Annotated in this window: 16 protein-coding genes; 11 read left to right on the top strand and 5 right to left on the bottom strand. The window is 73.0% G+C overall.

Annotated elements, in window-relative coordinates:
• The first annotated feature begins 80 nt into the window (after positions 1 to 80).
• Positions 81 to 1043: a D-2-hydroxyacid dehydrogenase family protein gene (locus ABZO31_RS01625; protein WP_406859000.1), complete on the top strand. Its 963-nt coding sequence runs from the start codon at positions 81 to 83 to the stop codon at positions 1041 to 1043.
• A gap of 66 nt (positions 1044 to 1109) precedes the next feature.
• Here the strand turns inward: ABZO31_RS01625 and paaK are convergent, their stop codons facing one another.
• A complete protein-coding gene (gene paaK / locus ABZO31_RS01620; RefSeq protein ID WP_406858999.1) occupies positions 1110 to 2396 on the bottom strand; it encodes a phenylacetate--CoA ligase PaaK in 1287 nt (428 codons plus the stop codon).
• A gap of 334 nt (positions 2397 to 2730) precedes the next feature.
• On the opposite strand from paaK, the gene ABZO31_RS01615 reads away from it, so the two are divergent.
• Together ABZO31_RS01615 and ABZO31_RS01610 are read left to right on the top strand one after the other, a co-directional pair.
• Positions 2731 to 4164 (top strand): family 2B encapsulin nanocompartment shell protein, encoded by a 1434-nt coding sequence (locus ABZO31_RS01615; protein ID WP_406858998.1) that lies wholly within the window; start codon positions 2731 to 2733, stop codon positions 4162 to 4164.
• Positions 4165 to 4257: 93 nt separating this feature from the next.
• Positions 4258 to 5067, top strand: a complete 810-nt coding sequence (locus ABZO31_RS01610) for a GNAT family N-acetyltransferase (RefSeq protein ID WP_406858997.1) — start codon at positions 4258 to 4260, stop codon at positions 5065 to 5067.
• A 103-nt stretch (positions 5068 to 5170) separates the two neighbouring features.
• On the opposite strand, the gene ABZO31_RS01605 is transcribed toward ABZO31_RS01610, so the two are convergent.
• Positions 5171 to 6004 carry a pentapeptide repeat-containing protein gene (locus ABZO31_RS01605; RefSeq protein WP_406858996.1) on the bottom strand — a complete coding sequence of 278 codons (834 nt, stop codon included), beginning with the start codon at positions 6002 to 6004 and terminating at the stop codon, positions 5171 to 5173.
• A gap of 117 nt (positions 6005 to 6121) precedes the next feature.
• Between ABZO31_RS01605 and ABZO31_RS01600 the strand changes: the two genes are divergently transcribed.
• The gene (locus ABZO31_RS01600; protein WP_406858995.1) at positions 6122 to 7636 is read left to right on the top strand and encodes an alpha/beta fold hydrolase; all 1515 of its coding nucleotides are present in this window, start codon (positions 6122 to 6124) and stop codon (positions 7634 to 7636) included.
• Here the strand turns inward: ABZO31_RS01600 and ABZO31_RS01595 are convergent.
• The gene (locus tag ABZO31_RS01595; protein ID WP_406858994.1) at positions 7633 to 9258 is read right to left on the bottom strand and encodes an acyl-CoA synthetase; all 1626 of its coding nucleotides are present in this window, start codon (positions 9256 to 9258) and stop codon (positions 7633 to 7635) included. The two genes, ABZO31_RS01600 and ABZO31_RS01595, sit on opposite strands and share 4 nt — an antisense overlap.
• Positions 9259 to 9436: 178 nt before the next feature.
• Between ABZO31_RS01595 and ABZO31_RS01590 the strand changes: the two genes are divergently transcribed.
• From ABZO31_RS01590 to ABZO31_RS01570, 5 genes are all read left to right on the top strand, one after another.
• On the top strand, positions 9437 to 10237 hold the full coding sequence (locus ABZO31_RS01590) for a crotonase/enoyl-CoA hydratase family protein (protein ID WP_406858993.1): 801 nt from the start codon (positions 9437 to 9439) through the stop codon (positions 10235 to 10237).
• A gap of 134 nt (positions 10238 to 10371) precedes the next feature.
• On the top strand, positions 10372 to 11328 hold the full coding sequence (locus ABZO31_RS01585; protein ID WP_406858992.1) for a Zn-ribbon domain-containing OB-fold protein: 957 nt from the start codon (positions 10372 to 10374) through the stop codon (positions 11326 to 11328).
• Positions 11325 to 12392, top strand: coding sequence for a thiolase domain-containing protein (locus ABZO31_RS01580; RefSeq protein ID WP_406858991.1), 1068 nt, complete (start codon positions 11325 to 11327; stop codon positions 12390 to 12392). Before ABZO31_RS01585 ends, ABZO31_RS01580 begins: the two co-directional genes overlap by 4 nt.
• Positions 12393 to 12480: 88 nt before the next feature.
• Positions 12481 to 13647, top strand: a complete 1167-nt coding sequence (locus ABZO31_RS01575) for a thiolase domain-containing protein (RefSeq protein ID WP_406858990.1) — start codon at positions 12481 to 12483, stop codon at positions 13645 to 13647.
• 74 nt (positions 13648 to 13721) lie between these two features.
• The gene (locus ABZO31_RS01570) at positions 13722 to 13964 is read left to right on the top strand and encodes a DUF397 domain-containing protein (RefSeq protein WP_406858989.1); all 243 of its coding nucleotides are present in this window, start codon (positions 13722 to 13724) and stop codon (positions 13962 to 13964) included.
• Positions 13965 to 14062: 98 nt separating this feature from the next.
• Here the strand turns inward: ABZO31_RS01570 and ABZO31_RS01565 are convergent, their stop codons facing one another.
• Positions 14063 to 16297, bottom strand: coding sequence for an alpha-N-acetylglucosaminidase (locus ABZO31_RS01565; RefSeq protein WP_406858988.1), 2235 nt, complete (start codon positions 16295 to 16297; stop codon positions 14063 to 14065).
• Between the two features lie 204 nt (positions 16298 to 16501).
• On the opposite strand from ABZO31_RS01565, the gene ABZO31_RS01560 reads away from it, so the two are divergent.
• Both ABZO31_RS01560 and ABZO31_RS01555 read left to right on the top strand, forming a co-directional pair.
• On the top strand, positions 16502 to 17002 hold the full coding sequence (locus ABZO31_RS01560) for a hypothetical protein (protein WP_406858987.1): 501 nt from the start codon (positions 16502 to 16504) through the stop codon (positions 17000 to 17002).
• Positions 17003 to 17020: 18 nt separating this feature from the next.
• Positions 17021 to 17383 carry an RNA-binding S4 domain-containing protein gene (locus ABZO31_RS01555; protein WP_406858986.1) on the top strand — a complete coding sequence of 121 codons (363 nt, stop codon included), beginning with the start codon at positions 17021 to 17023 and terminating at the stop codon, positions 17381 to 17383.
• Between the two features lie 49 nt (positions 17384 to 17432).
• On the opposite strand, the gene ABZO31_RS01550 is transcribed toward ABZO31_RS01555, so the two are convergent.
• Positions 17433 to 19628, bottom strand: coding sequence for a terpene synthase family protein (locus tag ABZO31_RS01550; RefSeq protein ID WP_406858985.1), 2196 nt, complete (start codon positions 19626 to 19628; stop codon positions 17433 to 17435).
• Positions 19629 to 19647: the final 19 nt, after the last annotated feature.

Below are 19647 nucleotides of genomic sequence, written 5' to 3'. Positions count from 1 at the left end.
TCCGCCCGTCGGCGATCATGGAGGGGCGGCGCCCCCACCGGCCGGGTGCCGCCGATCCGCTCGCCGACCGAGGAGACCCCATGCCGCTCATGCGCTGCGCCGTGCTCGACGACTTCCAGGGCGCGGCGACCGCCTCCGCCGACTGGTCGCCCCTGGCCGACCGGGTGGAGGTCGTCCGTTTTAGCGAGCACCACGCCGACGAGGACGAACTGGCCTCCGCGCTCGCCGACTTCGACATCGTCGTCACCCTGCGCGAACGCGTCCCCTTCCCCGCGTCGCTACTCGCCCGGCTGCCCCGGCTCAAGCTCCTCGTGGCCTCCGGCATGCGCAACTCCGTGATCGACTACGCGGCGGCCGACCAGCACGGCGTCACCGTCTGCGGCACCGCCAGCTCCTCCACCCCGCCCGTCGAGCTCACCTGGGCCCTGCTGCTCGGGCTGGCCCGGGGGATCGTCGCCGAGAACACCGCCCTGCGCGCGGGCGGCCCCTGGCAGAGCACCGTCGGCACCGACCTGCACGGCCGCCGCCTCGGCCTCCTCGGCCTCGGCAAGATCGGCACGCGGGTCGCCAGGATCGGCCAGGCCTTCGGCATGGACGTCGTCGCGTGGAGTCCGAACCTCACCCAGGAACGAGCAGCGGAGGTCGGCGTCCGTGCGGCCGCGTCGAAGAAGGAACTGCTGGCCGAGAGCGACTTCGTCTCGATCCATCTCGCACTCGGCGACCGCAGCCGCGGCCTGATCGGCGCGCCGGAGCTGGACATGATGAAAGAGTCCGCGTACCTGATCAACACCTCGCGCGCGGCCATCGTCGACCAGGACGCCCTGATCGCCGCCCTCCACGCGGGCCGGATCGCCGGCGCCGCGGTGGACGTCTACGACGTCGAACCGCTGCCCGCCGACCACCCGATGCGCACCGCGCCCCGGCTGCTCGCCACCCCGCACCTCGGCTACGTGTCCCGGGACAACTACCGGACGTACTACGGCCAGGCCGTCGAGGACATCGTCGCCTTCCTGGACGGCACCCCGGTCCGCCGCCTGCCCTGACCCGGCGGCGGGTCAGGCGGTGGCGGCTGCGGACCCGGACGCCCGGACGCCGGGGCGCCCCGGCCATCACGCGCCGCGCAGATCCACGATCCGCTTGATCTTGCCGACCGAGCGCTCCAGCGTCTCCGGGTCGACGACCTCCACGGCCACGGACACCCCGATCCCGTCCTTCACCGCCGCCGCGATCGCCCGCTCCGCCTCCGTGCGCTGCTCGGGCGTCGCGCCGGCACGGGCCTCGGCCCGTACGGTCAGGGCGTCGAGCCGGCCCTCGCGGGTCAGCTTCAGCTGGAAGTGCGGGGCGACGCCCGGCGTCCGCAGCACGATCTCCTCGATCTGCGTGGGGAAGAGGTTCACCCCGCGCAGGATGACCATGTCGTCGCTGCGCCCGGTGACCTTCTCCATCCGCCGGAACACCCGCGCCGTGCCCGGGAGGAGGCGGGTGAGGTCCCGGGTGCGGTACCGGATCACCGGCATGGCCTCCTTGGTCAGGGAGGTGAACACCAGCTCGCCCTCTTCGCCGTCCGGCAGCACCTCGCCGGTGAACGGGTCGACGACCTCCGGGTAGAAGTGGTCCTCCCAGATGTGCAGACCGTCCTTGGTCTCCACGCACTCCTGCGCCACCCCGGGGCCCATCACCTCCGAGAGCCCGTATATGTCCACGGCGTCGATCGCGAAGCGCTCCTCGATCTCGCGCCGCATCTCCTCCGTCCACGGCTCGGCCCCGAAGATGCCCACCTTCAGCGAGGTGCCGCGCGGATCGACGCCCTGCCGCTCGAACTCGTCGAGCAGCGTGAGCATGTACGAGGGGGTCACCATGATGATCTCGGGCCGGAAGTCCTGGATCAGCTGCACCTGCCGGGCCGTCATGCCGCCCGAGGCCGGGATGACCGTGCAGCCGAGCCGCTCCGCGCCGTAGTGTGCGCCGAGCCCTCCGGTGAACAGCCCGTAGCCGTACGCCACATGGACCTTGTGGCCGGGCCGGCCGCCGGCCGCGCGGATGGACCGGGCCACCACGTCGGCCCAGGTGTCGAGGTCGCGGTCGGTGTAGCCGACGACGGTGGGGCGGCCGGTGGTGCCGCTGGAGGCGTGGATCCGGCGCACCTGCGACTGGTCCACGGCGAACATGCCGAAGGGGTAGTGGTCGCGCAGATCGGTCTTGGCGGTGAACGGGAAGCGGGCGAGGTCGGCCAGGGTGCGGCAGTCCTCGGGGCGCAGCCCGGCCTTGTCGAAGGACTGCCGGTAGAAGGCGACGTTCTCGTAGGCGTGCCGGAGCGTGTTCCGCAGCCGCTCCAGCTGGAGGGCCTGCAGCTGCTCCCGGTCGAGACGCTCGCCCTCGTCCAGCAGATCCGTCATGCGCCGCGCTCCCGTCCACCCCAAACCGGACGACCGATCATTCGGTCGTTGCTGTCGGAAACCAGTAATCCAAGATTCGCCCCTCCTGGCAAGGGGCCTGCACCGATTTCCCGGCGGCCGCCGGCCTGGATGCGCGGTCGATCCGGCCGGTTCCGCCGTCGGGTCGGGCGGCTCCGCCGTTGGGCCGGGCGGCGGAGCGCGTCCGGCGCGAGGGGAGCGCTCTTCCCCGGTGGCGCGCAACGGCCCGACGGGTGTCCTGCATTTGGCGGCAGTGACCATGCGTTAGGACTGGATGCGGAGAGTGACAGATCATTTCAGGAACGGAGCTCAGCTCATGTCGGTCGACACCGAGCCCGCCGCGGCGCCCACGCCCGCCCCCGCCGTACGGATCAGCAAGGTCCAGCTCAGCCTCAGCACCGCCGCGGCCCGCAACCTCGCCACGACCACCAAGTCCGAACCCCAGATGCAGGGCATCAGCTCGCGCTGGCTGTTGCGCAAACTGCCCTGGGTGCACACCCCTGGCGGCACCTACCGGGTCAACCGCCGGCTGTCCTACGTCGTCGGCGACGGCCGGGTCACCTTCGTCAAGAGCGGCTCCAAGGTGCAGGTGATCCCCGCCGAGCTCGCCGAACTGCCCCAGCTGCGCGGCTTCGACGACCCGGCCGCCCTCGGCGCCCTCGCCGACCGCTTCGTGCAGAAGGAGTACGAGCCCGGCCAGGTCATCGTCCACGCCGGCAGGAAGGCGGACCATGTCCATCTGATCGCGCACGGCAAGATCGAGAAGGTCGGCACCGGTAAGTACGGCGACGAGACCCTGCTCGGCCGGCTCGGCGACGGCGACACCTTCGGCGGGCAGGCCCTCTCCGACGGCGACGGGACGTGGGAGTTCACCGCCCGCGCCGTCACCGCCGTCACCCTGCTCTCCCTGCCGCGCACCGCCTACCAGGCCGTCGCCGAGCAGTACGAGGGCCTGCGCGCCCACGTCCAGGGCCAGGGCGCCGACGGCCACCACAAGGCGACCAACAAGGCCGGCGAGGCCGCGATCGACCTGAGCGCCGGCCACGTCGGCGAGGCGCTCCTGCCCGGCGCGTTCGCCGACTACGAGCTCACGCCGCGCGAGTACGAACTCAGCGTCGCCCAGACCGTGCTCAAGGTGCACACCCGCGTCGCCGACCTCTACAACCAGCCGATGAACCAGACGCAGCAGCAGCTGCGCCTGACCATCCAGGAGCTCCGCGAGCGGCAGGAGCACGAGCTGGTCAACAACCCCGAGTTCGGGCTCCTCCACAACACCGACTACGACCAGCGCATCCAGACCCACGCCGGTCCGCCGACCCCGGACGACTTCGACGACCTGATCAGCATGCGCCGCGGCACGGAGTACATCTTCGCCCACCCGCGCGCCATCGCCGCCTTCGGCAAGGAGTGCAACAAGCGCGGCCTGGTCCTCGGCCACACCGAGGTCGACGGCCACCACATCCCCGCCTGGCGCGGCATCCCGATCCTGCCCTGCGGCAAGATCCCGATCTCCGACCAGCAGAGCTCCTCGATCATCGCGCTGCGCACCGGCGAGGACAACGAGGGCGTCATCGGCCTCTACCAGACAGGCCTGCCGGACGAGGTCGAGCCCGGCCTCAACTGCCGCTTCATGGGCATCGACGAGAAGGCGATCATCTCGTACCTGGTCTCCACCTACTACTCCGCCGCCGTCCTCGTCCCCGACGCCGTCGGCATCCTGGAGAACGTCGAGGTCCGCCCGCGCGCCTGACCGCCCGTCACCGCGTGACCCCCGGGTCGGGGCCCGGGGATCACCGCCGAAATTCGCTTGCCGCCGCACCGGGCCCCTGTTGGGGTGGCGGCCATGGACCGTGACACCACCCTCGCCCGCTACGACCGCCAGCTGCGCCGCGACGCCCGGCCCGACGGCCCCGGCGTCCGCGTCGAGCACACCGGCCCCGTCGTCCGGCAGACCGGACCCGCCCACGCCTGGAACGGCGTCCTCTGGTCCGGTCTCGACGGACTCGACGCCGCCGCGGTGGACGCCGTCGTGACCGACCAGATCCACCACTACACGCAGCACGACCTGCCCTTCGAATGGAAGGCGTACGGCCACGATGCCCCGGCCGACCTGCCGCAGCGGCTCCTGGCCGCCGGCTTCGCCCCGGACGGCGAGGAGACCCTGATGGCCGCCGAGACGGGCCGGCTCGACCTGGACGTGGTCCTCCCCGACGGCGTGGAACTGCTGCCCGTCACCGACGAGGCCGGGGTCCGCATGGTCGTCGAGGTCCACGACCGCGCCTTCGGCGGGGACAGCAGCCGCATGGGCCGACACCTCCTCGACCGCCTGGCGGCCGACCCCGACACCGTGGCCGCCGTCGTCGCCCTCGCCGACGGCGAACCGGTCAGCGCCGCCCGCCTGGACCTCGTCCCCGGCACGGACTTCGCCGGCCTGTACGGCGGCGGCACCGTCGAAGGCTGGCGCGGCCGCGGCCTCTACCGCGCCCTGGTCGCCCACCGCACCCGCCTCGCCGCCGCCCACGGCCACCGCTACGTCCACGTCGACGCGGCCCCCACCAGCCGCCCGATCCTCCACCGCCTCGGCTTCACGACCCTGACCACGACGACGCCGTACGTGTACACGCCGGCCGGCGACGTCCGCTCCGTGTCGTGACCGGTGCTCAGGCTGCCGGCTCGTACGGAGCGGCTCACGGTGTGCCGGTGGGCGCGTACCGCATCTGAGGAGCGGGGACGGCGGACAGCGGTACGGCTGCCGCCTAGGCTGACCAGTGTCCCGGGCGTTCCAGGCCGGGCGGGATCCTCGTGGCGGCGTCGCCGCGGGCGGCGTTCAGCTGGGGCTGGGTCAGGAACAGGGCGTCGGTCAGGTCCGCGCCGGACAGGTCGGCGTCGCGGAGGTCCGCGCCGATCATGTCGGCCAGGGAGAGGTCCGCGCCCGACAGGTCCGCGGCGATGAGGAGCGCGCCGCGGAGGTCGGCTCCGCGCAGCTTCGCGCTGCGGAGCCGTGCGCCGAGGAGGTCGGCGCCGCGGCGGCTCTTCGGCTTGGTGCCCGCGCGGGACCGGACCAGGGCGCTGGTCTTCAGGAGGAGGGGGTTCACCTCGGCGCGTACGGCCGCCACGTCCAGGGTCTCCAGGGCGTCCGCCGTGCCCTCCGTGAGCGCCGTCACCCGGGACAGCACCTTGCGGAGCTCGCCGTGGAGGGAGCGGGCGGCGTCCCGTTCCAGGGCCTCGGTCAGGTAGCGCAGCAGCTCGTGGAGCTGGCGCATCACCGGGAACACCTCGTACATCTGCCGGGCCGTCTCCGGCGCCTCGCGCCATGACACCCCGCCGAAGGTCACCTGCGAGACCTGCTGACCCGCGCCGAAGCAGTCGTACACCGTGCAGCCGGAGAAGCCGCTGGGGCGCAGCTTCTCGTGGATCCCGCAGCGGAAGTCGTCCCCGAGGTTGCGGCACGGCGTGCCCGACGGCTTGTTCATCGCGAAGTCCGCGGACTTCGCGAAGGGTAGGGCGACGCAGCACAGGCCGAAGCAGGAGCCGCAGTCGCCGCGCAGGGCGGTGGAGTCGGGGGATGCGGGGGCGGGGGAGTGAGGCACGGTTCGGGCGGTTCCTTCGAGGGGTGGGAGCAGGGTTTCACCGTATCGCGGCGCCCGTGCCCGCCGGCGTTCCGTAATTTCCTTGCGGCGGCCCCGGGCTGCGGTGACGATCGCGTCATGCCGCAGTTCACCAGCTACGACGGAACCCGACTCGCCTGTCGCACGACGGGGGAGGGGGAACCCCTCGTCTGTCTGCCGGGCGGGCCGATGCGCCACGCCGACTACCTCGGCGATCTCGGCGGCCTCGCCGCGCATCGCACCCTGACCGTCCTCCACCCCCGCGGGACCGGCGACAGCGCCCGGCCCGCCGACCCCGCCACGTACCGCTGCGACCGGCAGGTCGCCGACGTCGAGGCGCTCCGCGTCCACCTCGGCCTGGAGCGGATGGACCTGCTGGCCCACTCCGCGGGCGGGAACCTCGCCCTCCTCTACGCCGCCGCCCACCCCGAGCGAGTGTCCTCCCTCGTCCTGGTCACCCCCGGGCTCCGCGCGGTCGGGATCACGGTCTCCGACGAGGAGTGGGACGAGGCGACGGCCGTCTTCCGCGGCCAGCCCTGGTACGCCGGGACCCGGGCCGCGCTCGACGCGCTCGGTCCCGAGTCCTCCCTGGCCGACGCCTACGCGGCCGCGGCCCCGCTGGCGTACGGGCGGTGGGACGACGCCGCCCGGGCCCACGACGCCGCGGGGCGCTTCAACTGGGAGGCCGTGGCGGCCTTCTACGCGGACGGCGCCTTCCGCCCCGAGGCCACGCGGGCCGCGCTCGCCGCCGTCACCGCGCCCGTCCTCGTCGTCGCGGGCGAGTACGACGGCGGGCCGACGCCCGCCCGCGCCGCCGAGGCCGCCGCGCTCCTCCCGCACGCCGAACTCGTCGTGCAGCGCGGCGCCGGGCACTTCCCGTGGGTCGACGACCCCGGCGCCCTCCGCCGCCCGATCGCCGCCTTCCTCGATCCCGAGGTGCGCAGCCTCACCGTCGACGGCGTCCGGATCGCGTACCGCGCCTGGGGCGACGCGACCGCGCCCCCGGTCGTCCTCGTGCACGGCCGGGGCGGCAGCGCGGCGGAGTGGACGCCGATCGCCCGGGAGCTGGCCGCCGACCGCCGCGTGTACGCCGTCGACCTCGCCGGCCACGGGCTGAGCGACCACACCGGCCCGTACGGCTTCGACGTCTACCGTGACCAGCTGCGCGGTTTCCTCACCGGCCTCGGCCTCGCCGGCGCCGACGTCGTCGCCCACTCCATGGGCGGCGTGGCCGCGTACCTGCTCGCCTCCGCCGAGCCGGAGCTGATCGGCCGGCTGGTCGTCGAGGACGCCCCGGTGCTCCTCCCGCCCCGCACGCCCTTCGCCCCCGTGGAGCGCCCGGACGGCGAGCTGCCGCTGGACTGGGCGGTCGTCACGGCGACGGACGCGCAGAAGAACGACCCCGACCCGGGGTGGTACGAGGGCCTCGCCGCCGTCAAGGCGCCGACCCTCGTCGTCGCCGGCGGCGAGAACAGCCACATCCCTCAGGAGCGGGTGGCCCTGCTCGTCGACCGCATCCCGGACAGCCGGCTCGTCACCATCGAGACCGGGCACCTCATCCACCAGGAGCGGCCCGACGAATTCGTCGCCGCCCTGCGGGAGTTCGGGATCTAGGGCCGGCCGTCCGCCTCCGTCGCCACCGAGCGGGCCCAGCGGTAGTCCGCCTTGCCGCTCGGTGAGCGCTGGATCTCGTCGGCGAGGACCAGCTGCCGGGGGATCTTGTATCCGGCCAGGCGGGTGCGGCAGTGCTCCTGGACGGCGGTCAGATCCAACGGAGCCGCGTCCTCGCGGAGTTGGACCACGGCCGCCACATGGTGGCCCCACTTCGGGTCCGCGACCCCGGCGACCAGCGCGTCGTACACGTCCGGATGGGACTTGAGCGCCTGCTCGACCTCCTCCGGATAGACCTTCTCGCCGCCGGTGTTGATGCACTGCGAGCCGCGGCCGAGCACGGTCACGATGCCCTGGTCGTCGACGGTGGCCATGTCTCCGAGCAGCACCCAGCGCTCCCCGTCCTTCCGGAAGAAGGTCTCGGCGGTCTTCCCGGCGTCGTTGTAGTAGCCCAGCGGCACATGGCCGCGCTGGGCGAGGCGGCCCGGCTCGCCGACCGGGACCTCCTCGTACGTGACCGGGTCCACGACCTTCGTCCGCTCGTTGACCTCCAGGCGGAAGCCGGTCGCCGGGCCGGAGTCGTCGGTGGCCTTGCCGTTCGAACCGGACTCGGACGAACCGAAGTTGTTGAGGATCAGGGCGTTCGGGACCAGCGCGTGCAGCTCGGCGCGGACGGTCTCCGACATGATCGCCCCGGACGAGGAGATGCTGAACAGCGATGACAGGTCCGTGCCCGCGAGCGGGCCGCGCAGCGCGTCGATCAGCGGCCGCAGCATCGCGTCGCCGACCAGCGAGATGCTGGAGACCTTCTCCTTCTCGATGGTGCGCAGCACCTCTTCGGGCACGTACTTGCGGTGGATCGCCACCCGCTGGCCGTAGTTGAAGGCGATGAACGCGGTGAGGGTGGACGTGCCGTGCATCAGCGGGGGAGCGGGGAAGAAGGTGAGGCCCGCACCGCGGGCGGCGACCCGCTCGGCCAGTTCCTCCGGCCGCTTCACCGGCTCACCGGTCGGCTCGCCGCCGAACAGGCCCGCGAAGAACAGGTCCTCCTGGCGCCACATCACGCCCTTGGGCATGCCGGTGGTGCCGCCGGTGTAGATGATGAACAGGTCGTCCGCGGAACGGGCCGGGAAGCCCCGTTCCGGTGAGCCGGCCGCCTCCGCCGCGGCGAAGGGCACGCAGTCCAGGGCGGGCGCGCCGTCGTCCGGGGTCCCCGCCCGGACGAGGTGCCGCAGCTTCTCCGTCTGCGGCAGGGCGGCGGCGACCCGTGCCGTGAACTCCGCGTCGAAGACCAGCGCGGCGAGGTCGGCGTCCCGGTAGAGGTAGACCAACTCCTCCTCGACGTACCGGTAGTTCACGTTCACCGGGACGAGCCGGGCCTTGAGGCAGGCCAGCACGGTCTGCAGGTACTCGACGCCGTTGTAGAGGTGCAGGCCGAGATGCTCGCCGGGGCGGAGGCCGGAGTCGATCAGGTGATGGGCCAGGCGGTTGGCGGCGGCGTCGAGTTCGGCGTACGTGAGCCGGCGTTCCGTGCCGGTGCCTGGGTGGTCCACGTACACGAGCGCCTCGCGGTCCGGGACCGCGTCGACGACCGACTCGAACAGGTCGGCAAGGTTGTACTCCACCGTTCGTCCTCCTGACGCCGCTGGCCGCTGGTCCCGTACGGACGTGGCGGTCATTAGAGCGCCGAAGGGCGGAGGGGGGAAGGGGGTGCGCAGAAGAATCTGACTGGTCGTCAGCAAACTATTGAACTGAACTCCGCACTCCTGCAACCTGTTCCAGAACTGGAGACGGGAGACGCCCATGACCGGGACCGAGCACCTATCCGTACGGCGCGAAGGCGCCACGCTGATCCTCACGCTCAACAGGCCCGAGGCCAAGAACGCGCTCTCGTTGCCGCTGCTCGTCGGTCTCTACGACGGCTGGCTCGAGGCCGACGCGGACGACCGCGTCCGCTCGGTCGTGCTCACCGGCGCGGGCGGCGACTTCTGCGCCGGGATGGACCTGAAGGCGCTGGCCGGAAAGGGCATGGCGGGGGAGGGGTACCGCGAGCGGCTGAAGGCCGACCCCGACCTGCACTGGAAGGCGATGCTCCGGCACCACCGGCCGCGCAAACCGGTGATCGCGGCGGTGGAGGGGTACTGCGTGGCCGGCGGCACGGAGATCCTCCAGGGCACGGACATCCGGGTGGCGGGCGAGTCCGCGACGTTCGGCCTCTTCGAGGTGCGGCGGGGACTGTTCCCCATCGGCGGCTCGACGGTCCGCCTGCCCCGGCAGATCCCGCGCACGCACGCGCTGGAGATGCTGCTGACGGGCCGCCCGTACACGGCCGAGGAGGCCGCCCGGATCGGCCTCGTCGGCCAGGTCGTCCCCGACGGCACGGCCCTGGAACGGGCCCTGGAACTCGCGGAGATGGTCAACGCCTGCGGTCCGCTCGCGGTGGAGGCGGTGAAGGCGTCCGTCTACGAGACGGCGGAACTGCCGGAGTCGGAGGGCCTGACGGCCGAGCTGAAACGCGGCTGGCCGGTCTTCGACACGGCCGACGCGCGGGAAGGAGCGCGCGCGTTCGCGGAGAAGCGGGCGCCGGTGTACCGGCGGGAGTGAGCCCCGCCCGGTCCGACCCTTCCCGGAACCGGTGGGCAAGCCCCCGGGCCCCGTCCCCCGCGGGCGTGTCCTCGAGCACCGGACGGGCTCAGATCTCGTCCGTCCATCCACTCCGCCCCGAACAGGAGCCGCCCATGACCACCACCCCCGACACCCTCCGCGCCCCCCTCGTCGTCGAGTTCCCCTTCACCCGGTCCCTCGGGCCCGTCCAGGCCGCGTTCCTCACCGGGCTGCGCGAGCGGGCCGTGCTCGGGGTGCGGACCGAAGGCGGGCAGGTGCTCGTGCCGCCCGTCGAGTACGACCCCGTCACCGCCGCCGAGCTGCGCGAGCTCGTCGAGGTCGAGCCCACCGGCACCGTCACCACCTGGGCCTGGAACCCCGAGCCCCGGCCCGGTCAGCCCCTCGGCACCTCCTTCGCGTGGGTGCTCGTACGGCTCGACGGCGCCGACACCGCCCTGCTGCACGCCCTCGACGCCCCCGGCCCCGACGCCGTACACACCGGCATGCGCGTACGGATCCGCTGGGCCGCGGAACGCACCGGCGCGATCACCGACATCGCCTGCTTCGAGCCCCACGAAGGGGAGCAGGAAGCCAGCCGACCTCGTCCCCACGACGGGCGGTTCGCCGAGCCCGTCACCGGTATCACCGCCCTCGCCCGCCTCGACTACACCTACAGCCCCGGCCGCGCGCAGAGCGCCTACCTGCACGCGCTCGCCGAGCGCCGCACCGTGGGCGAGCGCTGTCCCTCCTGCGCCAAGGTGTACGTGCCGCCCCGCGGCGCCTGCCCCACCTGCGGCGTCGCCACCACCGAACCCGTCGAGGTCGGCCCCCGCGGCACCGTCACGACCTTCTGCATCGTCAACATCAAGGCGAAGAATCTCGACATCGAAGTCCCCTACGTCTACGCCCACATCGCCCTCGACGGCGCCGGCCTCGCCCTGCACGGGCGGATCGGCGGCATCCCGTACGACCAGGTCCGGATGGGGCTGCGGGTCGAGCCGGTCTGGAGCGAGGACGGGCGTTTCCCCGACCACTACCGCCCCACCGGCGAACCGGACGCCGACTACGACACGTACAAGGAGCTGCTGTGAGCCGAACCCGCCGCCGGGACGTGGCGATCGTCGCCTTCGCCCAGAGCGACTGTCTGCGCCGCAGCGACGACCTCTCCGAGGTCGAGATGCTGATGCCGGTCCTGCACGACGTGCTGCGGCAGAGCGGCCTGAAGACCTCCGACATCGGCTTCACCTGCTCCGGCTCCTCCGACTACCTCGCCGGCCGCGCCTTCTCCTTCACCATGGCCCTCGACGGCGTCGGTGCCTGGCCGCCGATCTCCGAGTCCCACGTCGAGACGGACGGCGCCTGGGCGCTGTACGAGGCGTGGGTGAAGCTCCTCACCGGCGAGGCCGACACCGCGCTCGTGTACGCGTACGGCAAGTCCTCGCCCGGCTCCGTGCGCGACGTCCTCAGCCGCCAGCTCGACCCGTACTACGTCGCCCCGCTCTGGCCCGACTCCGTCGCCCTCGCCGCGCTCCAGGCCCAGGCACTCGTCGACGCCGGCGACACCGACGAACCGGCGCTCGCGGGCATCGCCGCCCGCAGCCGCGACGCGGCCGCCGGCAACCCGCACGCCCAGCTCCGCGGAGCCCGCCCGCAGGGCGAGCGGATCGCCGGGCCGCTGCGCCGCGGCGACTGCCCGCCGATCGGCGACGGCGCGGCCGCCGTGATCCTCGCCGCGGGTGACCGGGCCCGCGAACTCTGCGCACGGCCCGCCTGGATCCGCGGTATGGACCACCGCATCGAGGCCCACTCCCTCGGCGTCCGCGACCTCACCGACTCGCCCTCGACCCGCCTCGCCGCCGAACGCGCCGGCCTCTTCGACGGACCGCCGGTCGACACCGCCGAGCTGCACGCGCCCTTCACCTCCCAGGAGGTCGTGCTCCGCAAGGCGCTGCGGCTCGACGACGGCGTCCGGGTGAATCCCTCCGGCGGCGCGCTCGCCGCCAACCCCGTCATGGCCGCCGGCCTGATCCGGCTCGGCGAGGCCGCCGCCGGCATCCACCGCGGCACCTCCGACCGGGCCCTCGCCCACGCCACCTCCGGCCCCTGCCTGCAGCAGAACCTGGTCGCCGTCCTGGAAGGGGACTCTGACTCGTGAGCGACGGACGCGCGGCCGCCGGGCCGCGGACGAGCACGATGCCCGCACCTCCGAGCCGCGCGGCCGGAGAAGCGAACAAGGAGGAAAGGTGAGCAAGGAGCCCGTGGCCGTCGTCGGGATCGGCCAGACCAAGCACGTCGCCGCCCGCCAGGACGTGTCCATCGCCGGACTCGTCCGCGAGGCCGCCCGACGGGCGCTCGACGACGCCGAGTTGACCTGGGCGGACATCGACGCCGTCGTCATCGGCAAGGCCCCGGACTTCTTCGAGGGCGTCATGATGCCGGAGCTGTACCTCGCCGACGCCCTCGGCGCCGTCGGCAAGCCCATGCTCCGCGTGCACACCGCGGGCTCCGTCGGCGGCTCCACGGCCCTCGTCGCCGCCAACCTCGTGGCCGCCGGTGTCCACGGCACCGTGCTCACCCTCGCCTTCGAGAAGCAGTCCGAGTCCAACGCCATGTGGGGCCTCTCCCTGCCCGTCCCCTTCCAGCAGCCCCTGCTCGCCGGCGCCGGCGGCTTCTTCGCCCCGCACGTCCGCGCGTACATGCGGCGCACCGGCGCGCCCGACACCGTCGGCTCGCTCGTCGCGTACAAGGACCGCCGCAACGCGTTGAAGAACCCGTACGCGCACCTCCACGAGCACGACCTCACCCTGGAGAAGGTCCAGGCGTCCCCGATGCTCTGGGACCCGATCCGGTACTCCGAGACCTGCCCGTCCTCCGACGGCGCCTGCGCCATGGTCCTCACCGACCGTACGGGCGCGGCCCGTTCGCCCCGGCCGCCGGCCTGGGTGCACGGCGGCGCGATGCGCAGCGAACCGACGCTGTTCGCGGGCAAGGACTTCGTCTCCCCGCAGGCCGGCAAGGACTGCGCGGCCGACGTCTACCGGCAGGCCGGGATCACCGACCCGCGCCGGGAGATCGACGCGGTCGAGATGTACGTGCCGTTCTCCTGGTACGAGCCGATGTGGCTGGAGAACCTGGGCTTCGCCGAGGAGGGCGAGGGCTGGAAGCTCACCGAGTCCGGGGTCACCGAGCTCGACGGCGACCTGCCGGTCAACCCGTCCGGCGGGGTGCTGTCCACCAACCCGATCGGCGCCTCCGGGATGATCCGCTTCGCGGAGGCCGCGCTGCAGGTCCGCGGACAGGCCGGCGAGCACCAGGTGCCCGGGGCGCGACGGGCCCTCGGGCATGCGTACGGCGGCGGGGCGCAGTTCTTCTCCATGTGGCTGGTGGGGTCCGAACGGCCCGGCTCCTGAGGTCTGTCGGCACCCGGAGCCGGTCGCTACCCTGAGGCGCGGACGACGTTGTGGGACGCGGGAGGAGCACGGACGTGGCCGAGAGCATCACTGCCCAGCAGACCTTCACCGGCTGGGAGAAGCCCGAACTCGACCTGAGCGACGCCGACTGGCGCTCGGGCAGCGACGGCGCGGGCGATGTGCAGATCGCCTTCGTGGAGGGCTTCATCGCGATGCGCAACGGCGGCCGCCCCGAGGCCCCGTCGCTGATCTTCACCCCAGCGGAGTGGCGGGCGTTCGTGCTCAACGCCCGGGACGGCGAGTTCGACCTGACCTGAGACCGCTCGGGCCGCCTGCGACCGCCGGAGACCGGGCGAGCCGCGCGGACACACCGGCCCGGCCGGTACGGGAACCTCCCCGTACCGGCCGGGCCGCGTCACGCGGTGTCGTCGCCCAGCGCGTCCCGCACCCGGGCCGCCAGCGCGACCGGATCGCCCACCGGCTCCACCCGGTGGTCGTCCCGCTTCAGGTTCCAGGCGTTCTCCCGGGCGAACCAGTCGACCGGTGCGGCCGGTCGGCCGGTGACCAGGGACTCCTCCAGGCCGGCCAGGTAGTGGTCCCAGCGCGGTGCGTAGAAGTCCGCCACCAGCCCGGACCACTCGCGGTTCGCGTAGTCGTGCAGCCCCGCCTCGCTGCCGGCCCGCGGACCCCAGGTGGTCAGGATCGACCGGGCGTCGAACTCCAGCGCCGCCCGCTCGGCGTCCGTCCGCCCCCAGGACCGCGCCTGCCCCAGCCACGGGCCGAGCAGGAACCGCCGGTCGGAGGCGAGCAGTTCGTCCAGCAGGGCGAGATGCCCGCGCCACTCGACGGAACGCGCACGGAAGGCGGCGAGGTCCCGCGCCTCGTACGCCGCCTTCAGCTCCGGCAGCAGCGTCCTGCTCTGGTTCGCGAGCGCCTGCCGGGCGATGTCCACCACGTCGTAGCGGTACGCGTCGGTGCGCCGCAGCGCCGGGGCGACCCGCAGCAGCTCCGCCAGGGCCCGCCGCACGGTGGCCGCGTCGTACCGCAGCTCCTTCGGACTCCAGGAACCCGCCGACCGGACCGTCAGGCTCGGCCGCGCGGTGAACAGGCCGTCCTGCGGCTCGCTCCACCGGCCCGGCGGGGTGCTGTACGGGCCGCGGCGCAGCCACTCCCAGGCCCGCGCGGCGTGCGGGTCGGGCGCGCCGTACCGCCGGGCCGCGTACCCGGCGAACCAGGCGGCCTGGTCGATCGGCCCGGTGCGCCAGGCGAGTTCGGTGAACAGGGCGAAGGCGAGCGGGTCCCGGCCGGTCGCCTCGGGCAGGTAGGCGATGCCGCGCAGCATGCTGCCGGGCTTGGTCCGCCAGGCGTCGAACCGGCTCGTCCACACGGCCGTGTTGGCGCCGAGGGTGGTGTGTCCGCCGAAGTTCGGGATGGTGCCGAAGGCGTAGGGAACGCCGTGCCAGGCCGTCTCCCGGTCGAGCCCGCCGTACCGGTCGGACAGGCCGTCCACCACGAGCAGCCGGGACTTGTCCACCGCGTCCAGGACCTCGGTCCGCGGATTGCGCTGCCAGCCGAGCAGCACCCACGTCGCACCGGGCCGGGCCGTCTGCAGCGCGTCCATCACGGCCCGCGCGGCGGCCGGAACGGGAACGTCGCCGGGGGTGCCGCCCTCGTGCAGCAGATCCATCTTGTACATCGAGGACGTGCCGAGGAGCCGCGACTGGTGCCGGTAGAACGCCGCGGCGACCTTCGGGAACGCCGGGCTGCGCGGGTCCAGCCAGTCCGGCCGGGCGAAGCCGATCCAGGTGCCCTGCGGCACCACGCGGGCACCCGGATTGCGGCCGGTGAAGCCCTGCGGCACCGTCCCGATGTACCCGGGCAGCACCGGGGTCATCCCGAGCTGACGCAGCCGCGCCACGATCCGCCGCCCCAGCGCCGCCCGCTGCGCGACCAGGCGTTCGGTCAGCGGGCCGCCGAAGCCGGACATGTTCTGCATCAGCCACCACGGCTGGTGCGCCGGCCCCGGGATCCAGGCCCGCAGCTCGTTCCGCGCGTAGCCGAACTCGCGCAGCGCGGCGTGGTACGCCGCCTCCGCGCCCATCTGCACGAACACCTCGTTCACACCGTTCAGGGCGAGCAGGTCGATCTGCCGCTCGTAGGCCGCCCAGTCCCGGTACGCGCCCGAGCAGCCGTCGTCGGTGTCGTTGAGCGCGAACCGGTGCGGCACCGAGGCGGCCCGCCGCACCGGCTCCTTCGGCGCCGGGAGGACGGCGGGCAGCGCGGAGGTGCTGCTGCCGGGCCAGCCCGGCTCGACCCCGGCGGAGTGCTTGAGGTACCAGTTCACGCCGCTGAGCAGCACGGCCGGGCTGGTGCCCCTGATACGCACCCGCCCGGCGCCTCCGGACACGGCGAACCAGTCGCCGGACGCGGGGCGGGCGACCGGCTCCAGGGAGAACTGCGCCGCATGCCGGGGCAGCAGCCGCCACAGGGCGGCGCGGGCCGGGCCCGCGGAGAAGCCGGGGGAGGGGGCGGCCCGCGCCGCCGGCGCGTCGGGCAGCGCGGTCAGGGAGGTCAGGGCGGCGGCGCAGGCGGTGAACACCGCGACCGCGCGGGCGATCCGGGCGGCGGCCCGGGACCTGAGGAACGTCACGCGTCGGCCCATCCCGTCGAAGGGTCGGACAGCTGAACGGTCAGCTGATCGGACAGCACCGTGATGACGGAGCGTGCGTCAATATAACGATCGGTGATCGCCCCGGAGCGGCTGCGGCGCGCCCGGCGGAAGGCGTCTTCCGGGGACCGAACGGCCCCGGCCCCGGCGCGTCGCGGAGGGGCGGAGGGCACGTACCATGGCCCTATGTCCTTCCTCCGCCGCCGCAGCGCCGCCACACCCGCGGGCCCGGACTTCGACGTCCTGGCCATGGACCCGGGGGACTGGCCCGGCAATCTCGGCGCCGGTCTGCTGCCCGCCCCCGACGGCTCCTGCCAGGGCGTCTTCCTGCGCTACGACCTGTTCGGCGGCCGCGGCCCAGCGATGATCATCGGCAATCTGCCCGAGGGCTCCCCGGCCCGCGAGCTCGCCGACGGACAGATCCCCTTCGAGGTCGCGCAGCTCCTGGCGGCGCTCGAGAACGACGAGCCGGTCGAGCTCCTCGACACCGAGGACATCCCGGTGATGCAGGGCGACAACCTGCTGATCGTGCGCCGGCTGAAGCTCTCCGAGAGCCGGATCTCCTGCGTGCAGTTCGACCGCAGTGACAACGTCCTCGTCACGATCGCGAGTTGGGACCGTCCGATCACGGACGACCTGTACGCCCTGCTCAAGCCGCTGCCGGCCGAGCTGTTCCAGGCGGGCTGACGAGAGGGGCGGGGGCCGATGAGCGCACGCGTCGACAGCTGGATCTGGGCGGTCCGCCTGACCAAGACCCGCTCGCAGGCCGCCGCGGCCTGCCGGGCCGGGCACGTGAAGGTCAACGGCGAGCGCGCCAAGCCCGCGCAGCCGGTCAAGCCGGGCGACGAGGTACGGCTCTTCCACGCCGGCCGGGAGCGGATCGTCGAGGTGAAGCAGCTGCTCACCAAGCGCGTCGGCCCGCCGGTCGCCGCCGAGGCGTACGTGGACAACAGCCCGCCGCCGCCCCCGCGCGAGCACGTGGCACTGGCCGCCGTCCGCGACCGCGGTGCGGGCCGCCCGACCAAGCGCGAACGCCGCGAGCTGGACCAGCTGCGCGGCCGCGGCTGACCCCGAGCGCAGAAGGCCGCCCCGGCATGCCTGGGGCGGCCTTCCGTCTCTACCCGTGCGAGGCGACCAGCGACGCGAATCGCGCCGCCGAGGTGCCGATGCCCGTCGGTCCCTGGCGAAGACGCGGGGTGCCGATCCGCGCGCCCAGGGCCTCCGACCGGTAACGATGCACCGCCCGGTGCCAGTTGAGGATGCCCGCCAACCAGTCCTCCAGCCCGCGCAGATACGCCTCGAAGGCCGCCCGGCCCTCGGCGTCCAGGCCGAAGTCCTCATAGAGCATGGGCACTTCGTTCTTCTTCAGGTGCTCGTACTGGCGCAGCCGGCCGCGCATCAGGTCGTCGACCATCGACACCGCCGTCGGGTAGTCGCAGTCGAAGAACTTCTGCAGTACCAGGACGCCGTTGTGCACCTCGCCCTCGACCTCGATCTCCTTCTGGTACGAGAAAAGGTCGTTGATGAGCGTTCCGTAGTCGGAGACGGAGCTCTCCAGCGCGTGGACCGTGCCCGTCCGGTAGATCTCCGGCGGCAGGGCGTCGGAGTGCCGCAGCTTGCACAGCAGCATCGTCAGTTCGGAGCCGAAGGTGGTGCGCCGCATCTCGATGTAGTCCACCGGGTCGGGTACCCGGTGTTGTGCCATGTTGTGCAGCTCCCACAGCCAGCTGTCGAGCATCGCCTCGAGCGCGGTGCGCAGCTGCGCACGGGCCCCCGGCCCCATCGGGGCCGTGGTCCGCGCCCACAGGTCGGCCAGGGAGCGCTCCATCGGGCTGACAGCCAGAGCGAGCGACGCTGCCGGGTCCTCCAGCGGCATGCAGGCCTTCAGTCGGTCGGTGCACCCCTTCGCGCCGGCCAGGTTCCGCGGCCGCCCGAAGACCGCCGGGTAGTAGTCGTCCCCGTACGTGCCCCAGGTCAGCCACTCGGCGCTGAGCTCCAGCTCCTCCGGCGTGGCGTCCGGGTCGAGCCCGGCCGAGCAGAGCGCGAAGTCGAAGCCCTCGCACAACTCACGGTCCCAGAGGTCGTCGAGGAGGCCGAACCGCTCGGCCCAGTCCAGGGAGAGCCGCTTCGCCTCCGCGTGGTGCGTGCTCAGCGACAGCGGGTACGGCAGGTCGAAGTCGGGCAGGAGCGACGGCCCGACCTCCTGGTGCGGCACATGGGTGTGCACGCGCCGCCGGGACGCCGCCGGGCGGCCGAACAGGTTCCGGATGTTCAGGGCGGAGGTGCCCAGCACCCCGTCGAGCCGTGAAGGCCCGGTGTCCAGCTCCTCGTTCATGTAGCGGCTGGAGCGCAGGTGCCACTCGTGGCCGCCGGACTGCCAGTCCTGCAGCCCCTTCGCGTACGCCGCGACCGCGGCGCACTCCCCGGGGGACAGCCCCTTCTCGAGGCACAGCGCCGGGACTTCGGTGAGCGCGGTGTTCTCGAACTGCTGCAGCCGCGAGGTGAGCAGGTCGTTGACCGCCTCGGCGGCCTCCTGGGCGGAGCAGCCGAGGAACTTCTCCAGGACCAGGACGCCGTTGCTGTTCTCGCCCTCGTCCTCGACCTCGCGCTGGTACGAGAACAGGTCGTTGCGCAGGTGCACCGCGTCCGAGAAGGCGTCCCGCAGCACGCGCAGCGGACGGGTGTGCGCGACCTGGGCGGGTACCTCGGCGCCGGCCGCGTACTCCACCAGGCCCGCCGACCAGGGGGCGCCGCCGACCTTGCGGCGCATCTCGATGTACTCGACGGGGTTGGCGATCCGGCCCTCGTTGATGTTGTCGAGCTCCCAGAGGGACTCGTGAAGCAGGGCCTCGGTGGCCTCGGCGAAGCGCTCCCGCCAGGACTCCGACATCGCCGGGACCGTCCGCCGCCACAGGTCGGCGAGCCCGGCCTCCACCGGGTTCGCCGGCTCGGGCATCCCGGCGGCCGGGTCCCTGGGCATGAACAGCGGCAGCCGGTCCAGATAGGCCTTGCTGCCGGGCCGGTCGTGAGTCCGCTTGAAGACCTCCAGGAAGTGGTCGTCGAAGAAGAACACCCACACGTACCAGTCCGTGACGAGGGACAGCGCCTCCGCGTCGCAGTCCGGGTGGGTGTACGAGCACAGCAGGGCGTAGTCGTGCGCCTCGAGGTCGCTCGACTCCCAGATGCCCGACCCCTCCAGCATCCCCATCTCCCGCGCCCACTCCCGGGTGTGGCGGCGGGCCTCCTCCAGACGGGGATTGAGCCGTGCCGGATACGGGACGTAGAAGTCCGGCAGAACGAAGGGCTGTGCCATGACCAGCGGGGCCTTCCGG

This window comes from Streptomyces solicamelliae, from assembly GCF_045348655.1.
Lineage (GTDB): Bacteria > Actinomycetota > Actinomycetes > Streptomycetales > Streptomycetaceae > Streptomyces > Streptomyces solicamelliae.
The sequence above is the reverse complement of the archived record's forward strand: the minus strand, read 5'-3'. Positions and strand labels throughout refer to the sequence as shown.

What these genes read in the sequence shown, in the direction of transcription:
- ABZO31_RS01610 (WP_406858997.1), top strand. Translation starts at nt 4,258, where the DNA reads ATGGACCGTGACACCACCCTCGCCCGCTACGACCGCCAGCTGCGCCGC.
- paaK (WP_406858999.1), bottom strand. Translation starts at nt 2,396, where the DNA reads ATGACGGATCTGCTGGACGAGGGCGAGCGTCTCGACCGGGAGCAGCTG.
- ABZO31_RS01625 (WP_406859000.1), top strand. Translation starts at nt 81, where the DNA reads ATGCCGCTCATGCGCTGCGCCGTGCTCGACGACTTCCAGGGCGCGGCG.
- ABZO31_RS01600 (WP_406858995.1), top strand. Translation starts at nt 6,122, where the DNA reads ATGCCGCAGTTCACCAGCTACGACGGAACCCGACTCGCCTGTCGCACG.
- ABZO31_RS01560 (WP_406858987.1), top strand. Translation starts at nt 16,502, where the DNA reads ATGTCCTTCCTCCGCCGCCGCAGCGCCGCCACACCCGCGGGCCCGGAC.
- ABZO31_RS01590 (WP_406858993.1), top strand. Translation starts at nt 9,437, where the DNA reads ATGACCGGGACCGAGCACCTATCCGTACGGCGCGAAGGCGCCACGCTG.
- ABZO31_RS01585 (WP_406858992.1), top strand. Translation starts at nt 10,372, where the DNA reads ATGACCACCACCCCCGACACCCTCCGCGCCCCCCTCGTCGTCGAGTTC.
- ABZO31_RS01550 (WP_406858985.1), bottom strand. Translation starts at nt 19,628, where the DNA reads ATGGCACAGCCCTTCGTTCTGCCGGACTTCTACGTCCCGTATCCGGCA.
- ABZO31_RS01615 (WP_406858998.1), top strand. Translation starts at nt 2,731, where the DNA reads ATGTCGGTCGACACCGAGCCCGCCGCGGCGCCCACGCCCGCCCCCGCC.
- ABZO31_RS01555 (WP_406858986.1), top strand. Translation starts at nt 17,021, where the DNA reads ATGAGCGCACGCGTCGACAGCTGGATCTGGGCGGTCCGCCTGACCAAG.